16 protein-coding genes and 1 pseudogene are annotated in these 18,423 nt (G+C 65.9%); 6 read left to right on the top strand and 11 right to left on the bottom strand.

Features of this window, described 5'->3' with window-relative positions:
• Window positions 1-99: 99 nt before the first annotated feature.
• The 3 genes from dnaJ to NO366_RS12585 form a co-directional block, all read right to left on the bottom strand.
• A complete protein-coding gene (gene dnaJ, locus NO366_RS12595; protein WP_256531141.1) occupies window positions 100-1,260 on the bottom strand; it encodes a molecular chaperone DnaJ in 1,161 nt (386 codons plus the stop codon).
• Between the two features lie 134 nt (window positions 1,261-1,394).
• Entirely contained in the window at window positions 1,395-3,326 is a 1,932-nt protein-coding gene (dnaK, locus tag NO366_RS12590; RefSeq protein WP_256531140.1) for a molecular chaperone DnaK, read from the bottom strand.
• A 585-nt stretch (window positions 3,327-3,911) separates the two neighbouring features.
• Entirely contained in the window at window positions 3,912-5,378 is a 1,467-nt protein-coding gene (locus tag NO366_RS12585) for a nucleotide exchange factor GrpE (protein ID WP_256531139.1), read from the bottom strand.
• A 457-nt stretch (window positions 5,379-5,835) separates the two neighbouring features.
• Here NO366_RS12585 and NO366_RS12580 point away from each other — a divergent pair, with 457 nt between their 5' ends.
• Window positions 5,836-7,095: an ABC transporter substrate-binding protein gene (locus tag NO366_RS12580; RefSeq protein ID WP_256531138.1), complete on the top strand. Its 1,260-nt coding sequence runs from the start codon at window positions 5,836-5,838 to the stop codon at window positions 7,093-7,095.
• Window positions 7,095-7,412 carry a hypothetical protein gene (locus tag NO366_RS12575; protein WP_256531137.1) on the top strand — a complete coding sequence of 106 codons (318 nt, stop codon included), beginning with the start codon at window positions 7,095-7,097 and terminating at the stop codon, window positions 7,410-7,412. Before NO366_RS12580 ends, NO366_RS12575 begins: the two co-directional genes overlap by 1 nt.
• A gap of 176 nt (window positions 7,413-7,588) precedes the next feature.
• Here the strand turns inward: NO366_RS12575 and NO366_RS12570 are convergent, their stop codons facing one another.
• The 4 genes and pseudogenes from NO366_RS12570 to NO366_RS18660 all read right to left on the bottom strand — a co-directional run.
• Window positions 7,589-8,782, bottom strand: coding sequence for an ABC transporter permease subunit (locus tag NO366_RS12570; protein ID WP_256531136.1), 1,194 nt, complete (start codon window positions 8,780-8,782; stop codon window positions 7,589-7,591).
• 3 nt (window positions 8,783-8,785) lie between these two features.
• On the bottom strand, window positions 8,786-9,700 hold the full coding sequence (locus tag NO366_RS12565) for a carbohydrate ABC transporter permease (RefSeq protein ID WP_256531135.1): 915 nt from the start codon (window positions 9,698-9,700) through the stop codon (window positions 8,786-8,788).
• A gap of 281 nt (window positions 9,701-9,981) precedes the next feature.
• Window positions 9,982-10,281: a TOBE domain-containing protein gene (locus NO366_RS18665; RefSeq protein ID WP_382274251.1), complete on the bottom strand. Its 300-nt coding sequence runs from the start codon at window positions 10,279-10,281 to the stop codon at window positions 9,982-9,984.
• Window positions 10,282-10,503: 222 nt separating this feature from the next.
• Window positions 10,504-11,282 (bottom strand): annotated as a pseudogene (locus tag NO366_RS18660) (ABC transporter ATP-binding protein); the annotation flags it as partial.
• Window positions 11,283-11,618: 336 nt separating this feature from the next.
• Here NO366_RS18660 and NO366_RS12555 point away from each other — a divergent pair.
• Window positions 11,619-12,305: a SatD family protein gene (locus NO366_RS12555; RefSeq protein WP_256531134.1), complete on the top strand. Its 687-nt coding sequence runs from the start codon at window positions 11,619-11,621 to the stop codon at window positions 12,303-12,305.
• Window positions 12,302-12,688, top strand: a complete 387-nt coding sequence (locus NO366_RS12550) for a hypothetical protein (protein ID WP_256531133.1) — start codon at window positions 12,302-12,304, stop codon at window positions 12,686-12,688. The genes NO366_RS12555 and NO366_RS12550 overlap by 4 nt, the downstream gene beginning before the upstream one ends.
• A 38-nt stretch (window positions 12,689-12,726) precedes the next feature.
• Here NO366_RS12550 and NO366_RS12545 read toward each other — a convergent pair whose 3' ends face one another.
• Together NO366_RS12545 and NO366_RS12540 are read right to left on the bottom strand one after the other, a co-directional pair.
• Window positions 12,727-13,338: a DUF7122 family protein gene (locus tag NO366_RS12545; protein ID WP_256531132.1), complete on the bottom strand. Its 612-nt coding sequence runs from the start codon at window positions 13,336-13,338 to the stop codon at window positions 12,727-12,729.
• A complete protein-coding gene (locus NO366_RS12540) occupies window positions 13,338-14,246 on the bottom strand; it encodes an RsmB/NOP family class I SAM-dependent RNA methyltransferase (protein WP_256531131.1) in 909 nt (302 codons plus the stop codon). Before NO366_RS12540 ends, NO366_RS12545 begins: the two co-directional genes overlap by 1 nt.
• A 153-nt stretch (window positions 14,247-14,399) precedes the next feature.
• Between NO366_RS12540 and NO366_RS12535 the strand changes: the two genes are divergently transcribed.
• Together NO366_RS12535 and NO366_RS12530 are read left to right on the top strand one after the other, a co-directional pair.
• Window positions 14,400-15,245, top strand: coding sequence for an aldo/keto reductase (locus NO366_RS12535; RefSeq protein ID WP_256531130.1), 846 nt, complete (start codon window positions 14,400-14,402; stop codon window positions 15,243-15,245).
• Between the two features lie 122 nt (window positions 15,246-15,367).
• Window positions 15,368-16,138, top strand: a complete 771-nt coding sequence (locus NO366_RS12530) for a hypothetical protein (protein WP_256531129.1) — start codon at window positions 15,368-15,370, stop codon at window positions 16,136-16,138.
• A gap of 117 nt (window positions 16,139-16,255) precedes the next feature.
• Here the strand turns inward: NO366_RS12530 and NO366_RS12525 are convergent, their stop codons facing one another.
• On the bottom strand, window positions 16,256-16,945 hold the full coding sequence (locus NO366_RS12525; RefSeq protein WP_256531128.1) for a YqjF family protein: 690 nt from the start codon (window positions 16,943-16,945) through the stop codon (window positions 16,256-16,258).
• 356 nt (window positions 16,946-17,301) lie between these two features.
• Window positions 17,302-18,273: a phosphoadenosine phosphosulfate reductase family protein gene (locus tag NO366_RS12520; RefSeq protein ID WP_256531127.1), complete on the bottom strand. Its 972-nt coding sequence runs from the start codon at window positions 18,271-18,273 to the stop codon at window positions 17,302-17,304.
• Window positions 18,274-18,423 lie beyond the last annotated feature (150 nt).

The following is an 18,423-nucleotide window of genomic DNA, read 5'->3' as shown; positions in this document are numbered from 1 at the left end:
CCCGATGAGCGAAAAACGCGGTGATCCAAATCGACGTGGTTCCTCGATCCGACGGCGTCGAGTGCGTACGAGCGTGCGGAGCGCGAACGGGACGAGGGATCAGAACGCGCGCTTGATCCGATCGAAGAAGCCGTCTGCGATCTCGATCTCGTCGCCGCCGGCCTCGGCGAACGCCTCCAGTGCGTCGCGTTGCTCCTCGTTGAGCGACTCTGGCGTGACGACCTGGACGGTAACGAAGAGGTCGCCGTAGCCGCGACCGCGGAGGCGGGGCATACCCTTTCCGCCGAGGCGCATCCTCTCGCCGCTCTGGGTGCCGGCGGGAACGTCGAACGAGACGGAGCCGTCGAGCGTCGGGATGGTGACGTCGTCGCCGAAGACCGCTTGCGGGAACGACACGGGAAGGTGATAGTGCAGGTCGGCGCCGTCTCTGTCGAACTCCTCGTGGTCGGCGATCGAAACGTCGATCAGCAGATCGCCTGCCGGGCCGCCTTCCGGGCTGGGTGCGCCCTCACGTTCCATCCGGAGCGTCTGTCCGTCCTCGATGCCGGCCGGCACGTCGACCGTGAGCGACACCTCGTCGCGGACGTAGCCGTCGCCGCGACAGTCGCTACAGGTCTCCGTATACAGCGTCCCCTCGCCCTCACAGCGTCGGCAGGTAGTCGTCTGCTGGACCCGACCCAGCGGTGTCTGCTGGACCTGGGTGACCTGCCCGCGCCCCTGACACTCAGGACACTGACGGGCGTCGGCCGACGGCGGATGGCCGGTGCCACCGCAGGTGTCACACTCGGTCGGTCGTTCGAACGAGAACTGGCGTTCGACGCCGTCGTAGGCGTCTTCGAGGGATATCTCGAGTTCCGTTCGCAGGTCCCGGCCGGCGCGTGGCCGTCGGCGGCCGCCACCTCCGCCGCCAAACACCTGTTCGAAGATGTCGCCGAGGCCGCCACCCATCCCACCGCCACCCCCGAACGGATCGCCACCCATACCGCCACCGAACGGGCCGCCGCCAGCCTCGCTGGCGTCGAAGCCGTGTTTCTCGGCCTGTTCGTAGCGGTCGTGGCCCATCCGATCGTAGGCCTCGCGTTTCTCCTCGTCGGTGAGTACCTGCTTTGCCTTCTGGATCTTCTTGAACTTCTCTTCGGCGTCCGGTTCGTCCGAGACGTCCGGGTGATACTCGGTGGCCTTCTCCCGGTAGGCCCGCTTGATCTCCTCGGCGGACGCGTCGGCACTCACACCGAGCACGTCGTAGAAGTCCTCGCTCATTCGTTACCTCCAGATACTGGGTTGAAACACTTCAAGGGACCGTTCGACGGTGACCGGAACCGCAGTCGTCCGAACCCGACGGTGACGCTGAAGCGACCGGGGATCTGGGACGACCCCCGACGAAACTGACGGTCCTACTCGTCGTCGGCTTCGTCGTCGACCTCTTCGAAGTCGGCGTCGACGTACTCCTCTTCGGTTCCGTCGTCGGCAGCGCCGCCCGGTCCGGGATTGGGACCGGCACCAGCGCCGCCGCCCATCCCGGCACCGGCCGCGCCGCCTGCAGCGCCAGCACCCGCGCCACCAGCGCCTTCCGCGCCGGCGGCTGCCTCCTGGTAGATCTGCTTGCCGATCTCCTGGAGTTCGGAGCTCAGTTCCTGGGTCGCGGCTTCGATGTCCTCGGCGTCGGCGTCCGAATCGTCGATCGTCTCCTCCAGGTCGTCGACGGCGGCCTCGATCGAGTCGCGGAGGTCGTCGTCGACGTCGTCGTTCTCCTCTAGGAGCGTCTCGGCGCGCTGGATCGTCGCCTCGGCGGCGTTTCGAGCTTCGATGCGCTCACGGCGCTGTTCGTCCTCCTCGGCGTGCTCTTCGGCCTCGCGCTGCATACGGTCGATCTCATCATCGGAGAGACCGGCGCCGCCTTCGATGGTGATCTCTTCGGATTCCCCGGTGCCCTTGTCCTCGGCGCTGACGTTGACGATGCCGTTCTCGTCGATGGAGAAGGCGACCTCGATCTGGGGCGTCCCGGCCGGAGCCGGCGGGATGCCGGTCAGGTGGAACTCGCCGAGCATCTCGTTCTTCTCGGCGATCTCGCGTTCGCCCTGGAAGACGCGCACCTGGACCGAGGTCTGGTTGTCGGCGGCGGTCGTGAAGATCTTCGACTCCTCCGTGGGGATCGTCGTGTTCTTCTCGATGAGGCGCTCGAAGAGTCCGCCCTTGACCTCGATCCCGAGCGAGAGTGGCGTCACGTCGAGTAAGACGATGTCGTCGACCTCGCCGCCGAGGACGCCGCCCTGAATCGCGGCGCCCAGCGCGACGGCCTCGTCGGGGTTGACGTTCTTCTGGGGCTCCTTGCCGGTGAGATCCTCGACCTGATCTGCGACCTGCGGCATCCGGGTCGACCCGCCGACCAGCAGCACCTCGTCGATGTCGTCTCTGTCGTACCCGGCGTCGTCGAGCGCCTGTTCCGTCGGCTCGACGGTCCGCTCGATCAGGTCCGACGTGAGTGACTCGAACTTCGCACGGGTGAGCGACGCCTCGAGGTGGATCGGGCCGTCGTCGGTCGCCGTGATGAACGGCAGGTTGATCTCCGTCTCCTTGCGCGAGGAGAGTTCGATCTTGGCCTCCTCCGCGGCATCCTTCAGCCGCTGGAGGGCCTGTCGGTCCTCGCGCAGGTCGATGCCGTGGTCGTCTTCGAACCCGTCGGCGAGCCAGTCGATGATGGCGTGGTCCCAGTCGTCGCCGCCGAGTTCGTTGTCACCGTTCGTCGCGACGACCTCGTAGACCCCGCCACCCAGGTCGAGGATGGAGACGTCGAACGTCCCGCCACCGAGGTCGTAGACGAGGACAGTCTGATCGGACTCGTCGTCCAGTCCGTAGGCCATCGCCGCGGCCGTCGGCTCGTTGATGATGCGCTCGACCTCGAAGCCGGCGACCTCGCCGGCGTCCTTGGTCGCCTGGCGCTGGCGGTCGGAGAAGTACGCGGGCACGGTGATGACCGCCTTCTCGATCTCGTCGCCGAGGTAGTCCTCGGCGTCGCGCTTTATCTTCTGGAGCGTCATCGCCGAGATCTCCTCGGGTGTGTACTCGTCGTCCTCGATCTCGACGGTGTAGTCCTCCTCGCCCATGTGACGTTTGATCGAGGAGATCGTGTGCTCCGGATTCTGAATCGCCTGGTTCTTCGCCGGTTTCCCGACGAGTCGCTCGTCGTCGTCCGTGAACGCGACGACCGACGGCGTCGTCCGATCGCCCTCTGCGTTGACGATGATCTCCGGATCGCCGCCTTCCATCACCGCGAACGCGCTGTTCGTCGTCCCCAGGTCGATCCCGAGAATCTTGTTGCTCGTCATCAGGACCACCTTGTGCGCACTTTGGTTTAAATGTTGGTGCATCGAGGCGGGTTTACTTGGTATTATTTCTCCAACGCCCGCCGTGGTGGCTCACGAAGCCGGCGAGCGAAACGCTCCCCCATCGAACGGACGAGCGGCGAACCGGACGCCGGGTCTGGAATCGACGTCAGATGGTCGATCGGTCGATGCCAGACGGGTCGATCGGTCGATGCAAGATGTCCAGTTCGGTCGAAGACGGACCTCCACTCCCGAACGGGTTCGACGTCTCCACCACGAGTCGAGACCCGAATCGAGAGAGAGAGAGAGAGAGAGAGAGAGAGAGAGAGAGAGAGAGAGAGACGAACTCGATACGGCACAGCAAGGAAAACTCGGGCACCGCTAATCGGTCACGACGAGGCAGAAAACGGACACTTCGGTCGCGGTCGGATCACCCTCACCGGTTCGTTCTTCGAGTGCGACGGTGCCCACCTATCGACACACTAGTACAACCCTGACAGGACGAGCGAACCGGAATCGGATCGGGTGTTTCGTGATCGGTTCCGGTCGCCGGCACGACCCTCGACGGACGGGGTCGTCGCCGCAGCGTTATTCGCTCTGTTCCGGGCTGGTCTCGGTCGTGTCGTCCACTTCGCCACCGAGTTCGATGGCTTCCTCGGATCCGTCCGACTCGGGTGCGTCGTCGCTGCTGGACTCGTCGGATCGGTCACCGTCGCCGACCGACTCGCCAGGCGTGGCGCCCGTTCCGTCGTCATCGGTGGGTCCGTCGAACTCCCACGCAGCAGCCGTGTCGTGATCCGACGCGGCGTCCCCGGAAGCGGTCTCCGGTGCACCGTCGTCAGCGTCGGCATCCACGTCTTCCCCCGTACTCCCGTCGTCGGCCCGGGTACCATCATCGTCGGCCCGGGTACGCTCGTCGCCGCCCGGAGCGTCCGCCGAGCGGTCCGTCTCGGCCGTCGACGGTTCCGCTCCGTCACCGCGTTCGGAGTCCTCGTCGGCGTCACCGCTCGCAGCTGTCTCACCATCGGAATCGGTCGCGTCATCAGCGCCATCGTCTCCGTCCGACCCCTCGGCGTGGGCGCCGTTGCTCACCGTCACCTGGGCAGTCTGGATGACCTTGTCACCCATCTCGTAGCCGGGAGTGAAGACGTCCGCGACCGTTCCCTCGGGTTGCTCGCTATCGATCTGCACCATCACTTCGTGTCGCTGGGGATCGACCTCGTTCCCGGGTTCGGGTTCGATCTCGGAGACGTTCTCGTCGGCCAGGACCCGATCGAACTCGCGAAGGGTCATGTCGACCCCGTCGCGGAGGGATCCGGCATCGTCGCTCTCTTCGTCGAGTGCGCGTTTCAGGTTGTCACGGACGCCGACGATCCGGCCGACGAGGTCCTCCGTCGCCCGGGACTTGAGCTGTTCCTGGCGCTTCTTCGCCCGCTTCTTGTAGTTCTGGAAGTCCGCTTGCTTCCGTTTCAACGCACCTTCCAGCTCCTCGATCCGTTCGGTCGCCGAGTCGAGTTCGGACTCCAGTTCGTCGATTCGGTCCTCGCGCGAGGTGAGTTCCGACTCGAGTGCGTCGATGCGGTCGTCGCGGTCACTCAACTCGTCGTGTAAGTCGTCGATCGTCTCCGCCTGCTCGTCGTTTCGCTCCCGGAGATCGGAGAGTTCGCTGCGCTGGTGTTCGACGGTCTCGTTGACGTCGCGAGCCGTTTCGACGACGCCCGTCACCTCGTCGGCGAGTCCGTCGTCGTGGTCGGCGATCCGATCGATCAGTTCTCGTAGTTCCGCCTCGGTCTCGGGACCGGTCGACTCCGCCGAGCCCGACGCGCTGTCGGGACGCTCGTCCTCCGCCGGCGCCGTCGCGTCGGTAGAAGCGTGCTCTCCGTTCGAATCGTCCGCAGTTTCGGTCCGATCCGACCGATCGCTCCCGTCCCCGACCGCGATGGGTTCGTCGCTCGGTGTCGCCGCATCTGACCCGGCGGACGGCTCGTCCGCAGCGGGCTCCTCGTCCGGCCCACCACCCCGAGCCGTCGGTTCCGTGCCCTCGTCTTCGCTCATGTCGGGTCAAAGGGAGACGGGAAATAAAAGGATTGAGGTCCGCGTCCAGCGGCGTCCGTCGCGGTCACGCACTCGGTGGTACGTCCTGTCGTCCGGCCCGCCCCGTGAAGGGGTTCTCTGCGTACTCACACGAACGTCCCCGTGCCACAGAGTGCCACCGCCAGTTCAGATCGCCGAACGGCGGCCGTCGGGATGTCCCGACGATGTTCGCCGACGGCGTCAGGTCGTACGTAAACACGGAACCGAACGCGTACGGGTAACGGACCGTCGACGACGGACGCACGGACGCGTTCCGCCGTCGCGTCGCCTGTGAACTGTGTGACCGGTGAGCCATCGATCCGATACGGTATCGGTCAGGGTTCCGATCGGTCACCGCCGGAGATGCTCACTGGTTCCGTCCATAGCGTTCACGATCCGATGAGATACTGATATCTCCGCCCGCATGGCCCGTATCCCCATGCACGGATCCCAACGACGCGTCGATCGGCGGACGGTCCTCGTCGCTTCGGGTGGTAGCATCGCTGCCCTGGCCGGTTGCCAGGGCGGCCCCGGCGGCGACGGCGGTAGCGCTGACCTCACGGTCACCGGCGTGTGGACAGGCGGCGAAGAAGAGAGTTTCCTCGAAGTCGTCGACTACGTCCAGGACGAGATAGACGTCGAGATCGCGTACGATCCGCGAGACACGGAGGCGATCCTGACCGGGACGCTGATGGACTACGAGGCCGGCGTCGCGACGGCCGACATCGTCGTGATGCCCTCGCCAGCGCGAGTGCAGTCCGACGCCACCGCCGGGCACCTCGAACCGGTGACGACCGTCTGGGAGGGTGGAAACTTCGCGCCCGACTCGGAGCAGGTGACCGTCGACGGCGACCAGTACGGGGCGCCGTTCAAGATGGATCACAAACCAGGGTTCTGGTATCGGCAGTCGTTCTTCGAGGACAACGGCCTCGAGGAACCGGCCGACTACGACGGGTTCGTGAGCCTGCTGGACGAGATCGGAGAGGTCGACGGTGTGGACGCCCCGCTGGCGTCGGGTAACGGGACCGGCTGGCCGCTGTCCGACGTCACCGAGGCGTTCTTCCAGCGCCAGGAAGACGGCGCGCAACTCCAGCGCGACCTCGTCTCCGGCGACGCGTCGATGACCGACGAGCGCGTCGTCACAGCTCTCGAGACGGTCCAGACGCTCATCCAGGACGGCTACTTCAGCGAGGTCCGGGACTTCGGCGTCCAGTTCGAGTACCTCTGGAACAACCAGATCCCGCTGTACTTCCAGGGCTCGTTCACGACCGGCTTCGACGCCATCCAGGATCCGTCTGACCTCGGCGTGTTCAGGCTTCCGGGGACGGAGTCGATGGTCGCGGCCGAGAACTGGTTTACCGTCCCATCGTACGTCGACGACGCCGACGCGGCCACGACGGCCGTCGAACACTTCGTCAGCCCCGACGCCCAGCAGATCTGGGCCGAACGCGGCGGGTTCATCGCGTCGAGTTCTGACGTCCCGACGGACGCCTACCAACTCGAGGTCATGCAAACGCTCGCCCAGCAGGCCGAGGAAATCGAACTCGTCCCGGACCTGGACGACACGCTCGGCGACCCCTTCCAGTCCGAGTTCTGGTCCCAGCTCACCGGCCTCTGGGCCGATCCCCAGCAGGATGTCGCCGCGATGGCCGAAACGCTGGCCGGCGTCCAGGAAGAGTCCGTCGGCGGCGGCAGCTGATGGCCGACACCGACCGGACGACGCCGGCCCCGTCGGACGGCGGATCGGGGACCGAGTCGTCGTCGCTCGCGATCCTCATCCAGGAGGTCCGGCGCCGGAACAGGAACGCGCTCGTCATCGACGCGATGTACCTGTTCACGACGGGGTTTCTCTTCGTGATCGCCGTACAGGGCACCTGGCCGGCGGTCATCGCGGCGATCCCGATCGCGACAGTGTTGCTGTTCGCCTGGCGGTCGTCCGCGCCCTTCTTCGTCGCGAACGTCGTCGCCGGCGTTCTCGGCGCGGTCCTGACGGTCGCCGGTTTTCTGCCCTTCTGAGCGGTCGCGTGGGTCGAACCGACGATCGGATCGACGGCTGGTCCATCGAACGGCCGCGCATCAGTCGGTGGCCGGGTCGTCGGCCCACCCATCGCCTCCCCACCTTGGACACCCAACGTCTCCCGCACCTCGGACGCCCATCGTCTCCCGCATCTCGGACGACGACCGCGAGCGCGTCAGTCGACGACCGCTGCGACCATCCCGCGCGTGTAGTACCGTTCGAGGAGCAGGAACAGCACGACCGGGACGATCATCGTCAGTATCGATCCGGCGGCGACCAGCCCCCAGTCGATCTGCAGTCGGCCGCGCATCAGGGGCAACACCTGCGGCGCGAGGTACAGGTCCGGCGATCGCATGAACACGAGCGGGAAGAAGAAGGCGTTCCAGACCCAGGTGAACTGGATGACGGCGACGGAGACGAGCGCCGGGACCGAGAGCGGGAGGATGATCGTCCGGAAGATCTGAAAGCGCGAGGCGCCGTCGATCCTGGCGGCCTCCTCGAGTTCCTCCGGGATGCCGAGCAGGTAATTGCGAAGGAAGAGGACGACCCAGCCGAGCCCCCAGCCGACGTGAACCAGCACGAGTCCCACGTACGTGTCGAACATCCCGGTGCTCCGCAGCGTGTTGTAGTTCCCCATCGCGACGAGTTCGGGCGGCGCGGCCATCACGAGCAGAATCAGGAAGAACAACGCCGTCTTCAGCGGGAACTCGAACCGGGCGAACGGGTACGCCGCCATCGCGCCGAGAAGCATCACGACCAGCACGGCAGGGATCGTGACGATCGCCGTGTTGAGCAGCGCCTGTCCGAGCGGCGCGGTCTGATAGGCCCACGCCCGCTGGTAGTTTTCCAGCGTGATCGACATCCCCTCCAGTTGCCACCACCCGCCGACGATCTCCGAGAGCGGGCGAACCGAGGCCATGAGGAGGCCGAGGAACGGGACGACCCAGAGGAACGCGACGCCGATCGCGACGGCGTACACCAGACTCCGCCGGAGCGACGGCGTCCGTTCGACGAGCCAGGACGACCAGTCACGCTCGCGGCCCGGTCGCGCGTCCGGGATCTCCGCGACCGGGATGTGCCGGTCGCCGTCGGCCGCCGACGTCGACGCCCCGCCGCCGTCCGAGTAGATCGACGGTGATGGACCGTCAGCGGTCGGTCCCGGATCGGCGCCGGAGTCGGGCCCGGACGGATCGGGATCACCGGTGGAGCCATTGGCGTACTCGTCGCTGGGCGCGTTCGCCGGCTCGCCGTTTCCGGCGTCCGTCGATGCGTCGGCAGGGCCGTCCATCGGTTCCGTCGTTTGGTCGCCGGTCCGTGCGCCGTCTCCAGCGTCGAACGGGTCGTCGGTGGAGGAGTCGTCTTCGGTCATCGGTTACCTCATGCGGGCGATGTAGAGCGCGAGCGGCGCCACGAGGAGGAGTTCGATCAACGCCACGACCATGGCGTGGCCGTACTGGATCGGCGGTTCGAACGCCGCGCGGTACACCTCGATTCCGAGGACGGAGTAGACGTGATTCGGCCCGCCGGCGGAGCCGCCGGCCGCGTAGACGATGTCGAACATCCGGAGGACCCAGATGATGCCCATGATCACGACGACGGCGGTGACGGGCCTGACCTGTGGCCAGACCACGTCGACGAATCGCCTGAACCGGCCCGCTCCGTCGACTTTCGCCGACTCGATCAGCGACGGGTCGATCGCAGCGAGTGCGGACGAGTAGAGCAACATGGAGAACCCGGTCTGGACCCAGACCCCGCCGGCGATGAGGGCGTAGATCGCGAGCTGCGGCGACTGTGTCCAGTTTCTGACCTGCCCTTCGAGCCCGATCACCCGCAGGAGTTCGTTGAAGATCCCGGCCTGTGGATCGTAGACGAACAGCATGACGAGACCGATGATGATCGTCGGCGTCGTGAAGCCGAGAAAGACCATCGATCGGAGGATGCGCCGGCCCTTCAGGTCCGCGAACAGCAGCGCCAGCCCGAGACCGAGAAGGGTACTGAGCGGGACGTGGATCACCACCCAGAGGAGGTTCTGCGGGAGGGCGCCCATCGGGAACCGAAAGCGGCGGAGGGTGTCCCAGTTGACGATCAGCGGATCGCGGAGCGTCTCGACCCAGTTCGAGAGTGCAGTGAACTCGCCCATGGTGAACCCCTCCCACGAGAAGAAGCTCCCGACGGCGGAGTAGGCGATCGGTCCGACCGAGAAGATGGCGAACAGGGTCATCCCCGGGAGGAGGAAGACGGCGAGTGCCACCGCCTTCTCGTGGTCGATCCCAAACCGTCGACTCACGGCGCGGAGGCGGCCGTCGCCGGACGCACTGGAGGGGCCAGGGTTGGGTGGACCACCGAACCGCCGTCCGTTTCAGGGGTTGCCACAGCCGATTCCGACCCGCCTGTCGACACGGCCGATTCCGATCCGTCGGTCGACACAGCCCGTCCCGACTCGTTCGGTCCCGGCTCTTCGGTCGGCTCGCCGGTATACCCCCCGTCGTCCCGTTCGCCGGTGGTCGACGACCGATCCGTGCGTCCGGTCGCGTCCAGGAGTGCGCGTATATCCATCGTCCTTCGGAATCAGGTGACCAGTTCGCCGTTCGCGTCGTACAGGTACGCGTCCGCGTCGTCGAACGTGAGGTACACTCTGTCGTCGCGGCCGAGTCGCGTATCCGGGACCTTCACGGTGACCAGCTGGTCGTTCGCGACGACGTTCACGAGGGTGTACTCGCCGAGCGGTTCGATCGTGTCGACCGCGCCGACGATGGCGTTGCCGGACGACGGCGGGTCGGTCGACAGGGAGAAGTCCTCCGGACGGACGCCGAGCGAAATCGTGTTCGGTTTCCCGACGGACGAGTGGTGGGACCGGTCCGAGTCCACCGGTGCGACGGCGTTCTCGGCGTTCGTCTCGCCCGCCGGCCTGTCGTCGGGTGCGCGGGCCGTACGATCCTCGTCGAGCGAGTGCTCCGAACGTGTCCCACTCGGCGGACTGCCACCGGCCTCCGGTTCGCCGCCGGCGACGACGGCACCGGTCGTCTCGGTGACCGCCGGCTCCCGCCGTCTCGCCGGCCCGGCCGTCGACGCGGCGTCGGCGCTCGCGATCGCGTCCAGGTGGATCGTACCGGCCTCGCCGACGTCGATCCCGCCGTCGGTCCGGACGCCCTCCAGAAGGTTCATCGGCGGCGAACCGATGAAGCGGGCGACCCAGGCCGTCCGTGGGCGCTCGTAGAGTTCGCCCGGGGCTGCGATCTGGCGGATCGTTCCCCGATTCATGACGACGACCCGGTCGGCCATGCTCATCGCCTCCTCCTGGTTGTGCGTGACGTAGATCGTCGTGACGTCCAGTTCGTCCTGCAGTCGTTTGAGTTCGATTCGCATCTCCTGGCGGAGCTTCGCGTCCAGGTTCGACAGCGGCTCGTCTAACAGGAAGACGGACGGCTCTCGCACGATGGCGCGCGCCAGCGAGACGCGCTGGCGCTGGCCGCCACTCAGATCCGAGGGCGGTTTGTCGACCTGGTCTTCGATGTGCAACAGCGAGACGACTTCGTCGATCCGGCGGTCGCGCTCGTCCGGCGAGACTCCGCGCACCTTCAACGGGTACGCGACGTTCTCACGGACCGTCATGTGCGGGTACAGCGCGTAGTTCTGAAACACCATCGCGACGTTCCTGGCGCTCGGCGACCAACCGTCGACCCGTTCGTCGTCGAAGTAGATTTCGCCCTCGGAGGGCCGTTCGAGACCGGCGATGAGCCGGAGTGCCGTCGTCTTCCGCACCCGGACGGTCCGAGGAAGACGAGAAACTCGCCGTCCTCGATGTCTATGTGGACGTCGTAGTTCGCGACCGTCTCGCCGCCATCGAAGTACTTGCTGACCCCGCGCATCGAAACCCGGGTCATGGATAGTGTGACGACCACGCATACACGCATTAATGCTCACATCACCACGCTCAGCACATCGTCCCACCCCACACACCGTTCCGACCCACGCACAGTCACGCCCGGGCTCACGTCGCTCCCGACGGGTATCGAATCGGTGCCATCGGAGTCGCCGTCGTCGACTGGCTCGACCGGGAATTCGGCGATTGAAACAATCAAAAAACATTGTAGATCGAAAAACAATCGTTAAAGGTTGTTCACTGTCGGCCACACCAGACAATACTTAGCCATTGTACGACGAGTAACAACATTTTTCCGTTGTTGATCCGTTCGATCGCACGAATGAGCGACCACGTCGCACGGGGCGCCGACCGATACGTGATCCTCGGGGACGTCGTCGATTCACGGGAGATAGCGGATCGAGACGAGTTTCGAGAGACGTTCACGCGCGCCCGGGAGCGAGTCGCGGAAACGTACGGGGACGCGATCGTCGCCGGGCCATCGGTTCTGAAAGGGATCGACGAACTCGGTACCGTCCTCTCCTCGGTCGAACCGCTCTACGACGTCGCTATCACGCTCCAGAACGTGCTGTATCCGCACGCGATCAGACTCGCCGTCGCCAGCGGCGACATCACGGTCGGGGAGACCGACTCGGTCGCACACATGGACGGCGAGGCGTTCCACCGGGCGACAGAACTGCTCGAATCCGTCGAGCGCGACGGACTCCGCTTCGGACTCGACACCGGTACCCGGCCGCTCGATACGGCCGTCGCCGACGAGGTCAACCTCCTCCTGGCCCACCGCGAGTCCTGGACCGACCGCCAGCGTGAGGTCGTGACGCGGTACGAACGCGCGTCGACCCAGCGAGCCGTCGCCGACGACCTCGGCATCAGCCAGCAGGCCGTCTCGAACACCCTCAGGAGCGCCGAGTGGCCGCTGATCGAGACGATCGAGACCCGCCTTCGCGAGACGCTCGAAACGGGATGGCCGACCGACGCGCCCGCCGACGTCGGAGGGGTGGCCGAATGACGACCGACGTGCTGGTCGAGGTCGCCTCCGAATACGAATCCATCCTGATCGCTCTCCTCGGATACGGTGTGTTGCTCGTCACGAGCGGCCGGGTCGTGACGGAGTCGCTGGCCTGGGCCGACGATGGCTACGCCGAGTCCGTCACCGACACCGACCGCGACATCGGCACGATCGTCGGCAAGACCGAGAACATTCTCCTGCTGACGTTCGTCCTCGCCGGAGCGTACGCCGCGCTCGCGATCGTCTTCGCCGCGAAGAGTATCGTCCGTTCGGACGATATGAAGAACAACAGCCTCTTCTACCTGGCAGGGACGCTCGTCAACGTCACGTACTCGCTCGTCGTCGGCGTCGTCGTTCGCGTCCTGCTCGGCGCCGGACTGTGACGGATCGCTCCGGTACCCCAGAGCCCGTCGGGAACGGGCTACAGGTGGCGCCGGCGTCCCTTCGGGATCAACGATCGCAGTTCGCCGTAGACGTAGAGGCCGACGCCGAGCGGTTCTCGCTCGCCGGCGAGCGTGTGGGCGGCGATCAGGTACCCCCAATCGCCGTCCCAGTCGAGTTCCTGATCGTCGCCGGCGACGAACCTGGCGGCCCCGTCTTCGTCGAGGTCGATCACGCACTCGGTCGCACGGCCGCCGAACCGCTGGACGAAATCCGTCGTCGGCTTCCAGTGCTCCTGGCGGGTGCGCAGACACAGCATCCCCAGCGACTCCACCTCGATCGGCGACGGCGCCTCGCCCGCGTAGACCCAGATCTTGCCGGCGCCTTTCTCCCAGAACGTGTACGAATCGAAGGTCTCCGGCGGAATTCCGAATCGCTCGTCGAAGTACTCGACGACGTCCGCACGAGAGACGCGACCGGCGACGGTTCGATCGGCCCTCGTTCGGGGGAGCCGGGCGAACCGCTCGCCCACGTTCTCGGCGAGCGCGTCGTCCGACGTCGCCTCGCAGTCAGGAGCCGGGTCGCCGTCACCAGCCGTCCGCTCGCCGTCCGCGATCGGGTCATCGTCCGCCGGCGGGTCGTCGTCCGGCATCAGGCGGCCACCTCCAGTTTCGCGACGAAGAAACCGCCTGTGTCGTTCTGGTGGGGGTAGATCCGGGCGGCCTTCGAGAGCGACCCGTCGTACGACTCGTCGTTCCACTCGGTGAGCCCGGGGTCGTGCTCGAGCGAAAGGTCGAACGGGACGACCGCGCAGTCTTCGACGTCGAGGACGTGGTCGACGACCGCCTCGTTCTCCTCCGGGGCGAACGTACACGTCGAGTAGACGACCGTCCCGCCCGGCCGCGTCGCCTGGACGGCCCGCCGGAGGATCCCCTTCTGCACACCGGCGATCGACCGGACGTGACCAAGGTTCCACTCGTCGAGCGCGTCAGGGTTCTTCCGAATAGTCCCTTCGCAGGAACACGGCGCGTCGACGAGCGCGCGATCGAAGGCGTCGAACTCGAACGACGCCAGCGAGTAGTTTCGGGCGTCGTCGTTGGTCACCGCGAGCGACGTGGCGCCCAGGCGCTCGGCGTTGAATCGCAACGCCGACAATCGACCGAGGTTGTTGTCGTTGGCGACGACCGTCCCCCGATCGTTCATCAGCGCCGCGAGCTGGGTCGCCTTCCCACCCGGTGCGGCGCAGGCGTCCCAGACGCGCTCGCCAGGTTCGGGATCGAGGACGAGCGGCGGCACGACCGAGACTTCCTCCTGCCCGTGCGTGAAACCGTGGTACGACGCCCACGTCGACCCCGGCGAGTCGGTCTCGAGTCGAAGCACGCGCGAGTGCCAGTCGGCCTGTTCGTAGGCGACGCCGTCCGCCTCGAGCGCCGCCATCGCCTGCGCTGCGGTCGCCTTGATCGCATTGACGCGTACCGCCGTTCCGAGCGGTCGCTCGCAGGCCGCGAGAAACGCCTCGAAATCGTCGACGATCGGTCGATACCGCTCGAAAGGCTCCATCGGCCGGCAGTTCGGTCGGTCGGCGTTTGTGCGTTTCGACATCGCAACTCGTCGACGCTCGACGACCGATCCCGAGTCGGACGCCCCAGAGTGAGCCCGAATCGGGCGCCGGAAGGGGAACGCATTACCCGGTGCAGACCGAACGATCCACACATGAGTTCGGACCCGAGAGACATCGAGCCGATGGACTGTCCGACAGTTGACGGAATGCCGCGCCTGGGCCTCGGAACCTGGGAGAACACCGACCCGGACGAGTGTGCAACCAGCGTCGAAACGGCCCTGAACGTGGGCTATCGCCACATCGACACGGCGCAAGCCTACGGCAACGAATCGGACGTCGGAGCGGGTATCGCCGCAGCCGACGTCGACCGCGAGGAGGTCTTCCTCGCGACGAAGGTCTGGATCGACAACCTCGCCCCAGACGACGTGAAGCGAACGGCTCGCGAGAGCCTGGACAGGCTCGGAGTCGACGACGTCGACCTCCTGTACGTCCACTGGCCGGCCCGCGAGTACGACCCCGAGGCCACGCTGGCCGCGTTCGACGAACTGGTCGACGACGGCGTGACCCGCCACGTTGGCGTCAGTAACTTCCTGCCCCACCAGCTAGAGGAGGCAGCCGACGTACTCGACGCGCCCATCTTCGCCCACCAGTTCGAACTGCACCCGTTCCTCCAACAACAGGACGTCCTCGACACCTGCGACGAACTCGACATCAACGTGGTCGCCTACTCGCCGCTCGCTCGCGGACACGTCTTCGACGAGGACACACTCACCGACATCGCCGACGACCACGACGTGTCGGCCGCCCAGGTGAGCCTCGCCTGGCTCCGCGAGACGGGCGTGACGGCGATTCCGAAGGCGACCGGAACGGACCACATCACCGACAACTGGGCGTCGCTCGACCTGTCGCTCTCCGACGACGAACTCGACCGGATCGACGACCTCGACCGCGGCGCCCGCGAGGTCGACCCCGGCTTCGGACCCTGGAACCGGATCTGACGGGGACGGCCCGTGTGCCGGCAGACGGCGTCTGGATTCGCCACTGACACGGCGGATCAGAACCGATCACCCCGGCAGAATACACAGGAAAGTTTACGGTCCGCCGGTCGCAGGGACAGGATATGGCAACCCGCACGCGAAAGCGAAACCGTACCGGCTTCATCGGTGCGGTGATGCTCGATCTGGCGATGCTGCACGGAACGTGGATGGAGGTGATATTCCCGCGACAGCGCGGGCGCGGCCACTCGGTGATGGGCAAGTGGAAACCCGAGACGCTCCCGCAGGCGCTCGGGTACTACAGCTGGTACGTCGTCGGCGCACTCGGATTGCTCTTCCTGTATCCCCTCGCCGTCGTCGGACTCGGTACCCGATTCTACGCGTCGAAGCTGGATTCGACCGTCACGCGACTCGGCATCGTGGGCATCACGCTCGTCTCCGTCGTCGTCTGGGGGCTGTTGAGCGCCCTCGCCTACCTCCAGCTCGACTGGGAACCGTTCGTCGCCATCGCCGCGGCGAGTTCCGTCGCCGTCGTCTCGACGGCCATCGCCGCGACCACGTCGAAGTACGGCGGCCGCTTCCTCACGGTCCTGATCGCCTACCCGTTCGCCATGACGGCCATCTTCCTCCCGCCGGTCGCCGCCTCGCTCGTCACGCCGTCTCTCGAACCGTACGTCCTGGAGCCCAGTTACGAACTCGCCGTCTGGCTGCTCGACACGGTCTTCGTCGTCGGCGGGCTCAACGACTTCTTCCGCGATAACTTCACGCTCGAAGGGGCGGCGTACGCCGCCATGTGGTTCGGCTTCGCGGTCACCTCGGGCTGGCTCTTCGGCATTCTGGTCTCGCTCGCCAACCTCGTTCGTCCCTCTCCCGACGACGGCGAGGACGAATCCTGAACGCGCTGCGGCGACGGGAAACGACGTCCGTTCTCGACTCGATCTTCGATCGGTGGCACGTTCGGTTCACACCCCGTCGGTCGGACTGCTGTCCGATACCGGAGCGCGTCGACGACCTCACACCGAGCGACTTCGCGAGGCGACGACGTCGAGCCCCGGGCTGTAGTAGTACACGGGCTCGCCGTCCGACGTCGCGAACCCGTGGGCCGAAAACAGCGTGTTCGTCACGACGTCGGCGTCGGCAGGGTACAGCGTCCAGGGAGCGTGTTCGACGTCCGTGTACCGGACCGATCCGTCCTGAGCCTCGGTGTAGAACCGGTACCGCTCGACGAGAAACTCGCCGAACGAGTCCGTGGGTGCCTGAAACGGGTCGCCCGTCGGCCGGTACGTTCCCTCGTATCGTGCGGGGCGAGCCCCGGGATGGCGCCGGCGACTCCGGAACCGGATTCGGCCGTCGGAGTGTGCCAGCGTGATGCGCGCGTAGAAGTACGGCAGGTGGTGAAAGAAGCGGGCCCCAAGGACGCTCGCGATCCCCTGCGCGTCGAGACTGAAGAAGTAGACGCTCGGAACGCCGTCGCGGGTGACGTACGTCCTGACGTTGAGCTCAGGGAGTCTGATTCCAAGCGATTCGGGCAGGCCCTTCGGGCGCACGGCGACGTTGGTGAACGGGACGATCGACAGCCAGGCCGAGCCGTCGTACACGTCGGGCGACAGGGAATCGGGGAGGTGGGCGTCCATCACAGACGGTTCGATCGGCCAGTTCTCGAACAGCAGGTGGCGCCACCCCATCTCCAGCGGAACGACCATGGAAACAGTCAGTTGTGCAGATAAAAGTCACTTTGCCACGGCAGCGTAACAGGGGTTGTACCGCGCCAGAATGTCAGAGGTGTTTCATTTCGGCAAAACGGAATCGCCGCCGCGGTCGGCACCGGGCACGGTATCCGTGAGCGAGCGCAGCGCGGTTCGGAACGTGCGCGGTTCGGAGCGAACGACGTGAGCGAGAACCGCGGGAATGCGAGCGGGAAAACCGCGAGCCCGACGGCCGAGATCCGCGAAAAGCGAACGGGTAAAGCCCGTGAGCGAAGCGAGTGAGCGGCCGTTTTCATCGACGTTTTTCGAGAAGTGGTTCGCGCTCTGTGCGAACCCGACGATGACTAAGTTCGTTACATGTACCCGAGGTCGCGCAGGCGCTCCATCAGGTCCTCTTTGTCCTGGGCGCGGCCCGCGCGCTCGGTGGTGTTCTCCATATCCTGCAACCAGGCCGGGTCTTCGTCGGCCTTCTCCGTGCTTACTTCGCTGCCGAGCGAGCGGAAACCGGCGAAGTACTTCGGACTGACGGGGATGTCGTCCTGGGTCAGGTCGTTCGGCAGGTCGTCACCGCTCTGGGGGACGTAGCCGTCGTCGGGGAAGTCGGAGACGGTGTCGGGGACGACGAAGTGCCAGAAGGCGTCCCAGACGGCGGGTTCGTCGAACTGCAGGATCGGCTGGATGCGGTCGTGGGGCGGATAGATGTCGGGGTCGTGGCGCGGCGAGAAGAACGTCTCGTCGGCGCGGGCCTCCTGTTCGTCCCAGCGGACCCCGGAGATGACGCCGTCGATGTCGTACTCCTCCAAGGCGTCGTTGAGCGCGACCGTCTTCAGCAGGTGGTTGCCGACGTAGGTGTCGAGCAGGAAGGGGAACGAGTCCTCCTCGTACTCCAGGATTTCGCGGACGTGGTGTCGGTTGTGTTCGGAGAGGTCCGCGATATCGATGTCGTCGCCCGGTTCGAGATCGTGATTCTCGACGTACGAACCGACGTCCTCGTTTCGCGCGTAGATGACCTCCAGGTCCCACTCGTCGGCCCAGTGGTCGACGAAGTCGTGGATGGCGTCGAAGTGCTGGTAGTGGTCGATGAAGACCGCCGGCGGCAGGTCGAGGCCGTACTGTTCGGCGACCTCCTTGATGAAGTACAGCGTGAGCGTCGAGTCCTTCCCACCGGTCCACATGACGGCGGGGTTCTCGTACTGTTCGAGTCCCTCGCGGGTGACCTCGATCGCCTTCTCGATCTTGTCTTCGAGCGCTGGATAGTCCTCGGGCGATTCGTCCGAACCGTCCTCGTAGTCGACGTCGACCGTGATCTGGCTGTCGGTGGGCATGTGCGTAATTAGATGTAATTAGACGACGTAAATCCCCCGGTTTGCGAACTGGACCGCATCGCGGTACGCACTGCATTCCGAGAGACGGTACGTCCTCGGTGAAAACGGTACGGGTCGGTCGCAGCACGCGGAAACGGACCGATTCGTCGG

It is taken from the genome of Halovivax cerinus, from assembly GCF_024498195.1.
Classification (GTDB): domain Archaea; phylum Halobacteriota; class Halobacteria; order Halobacteriales; family Natrialbaceae; genus Halovivax; species Halovivax cerinus.
This window is presented reverse-complemented; position numbering and strand designations above follow the sequence as displayed.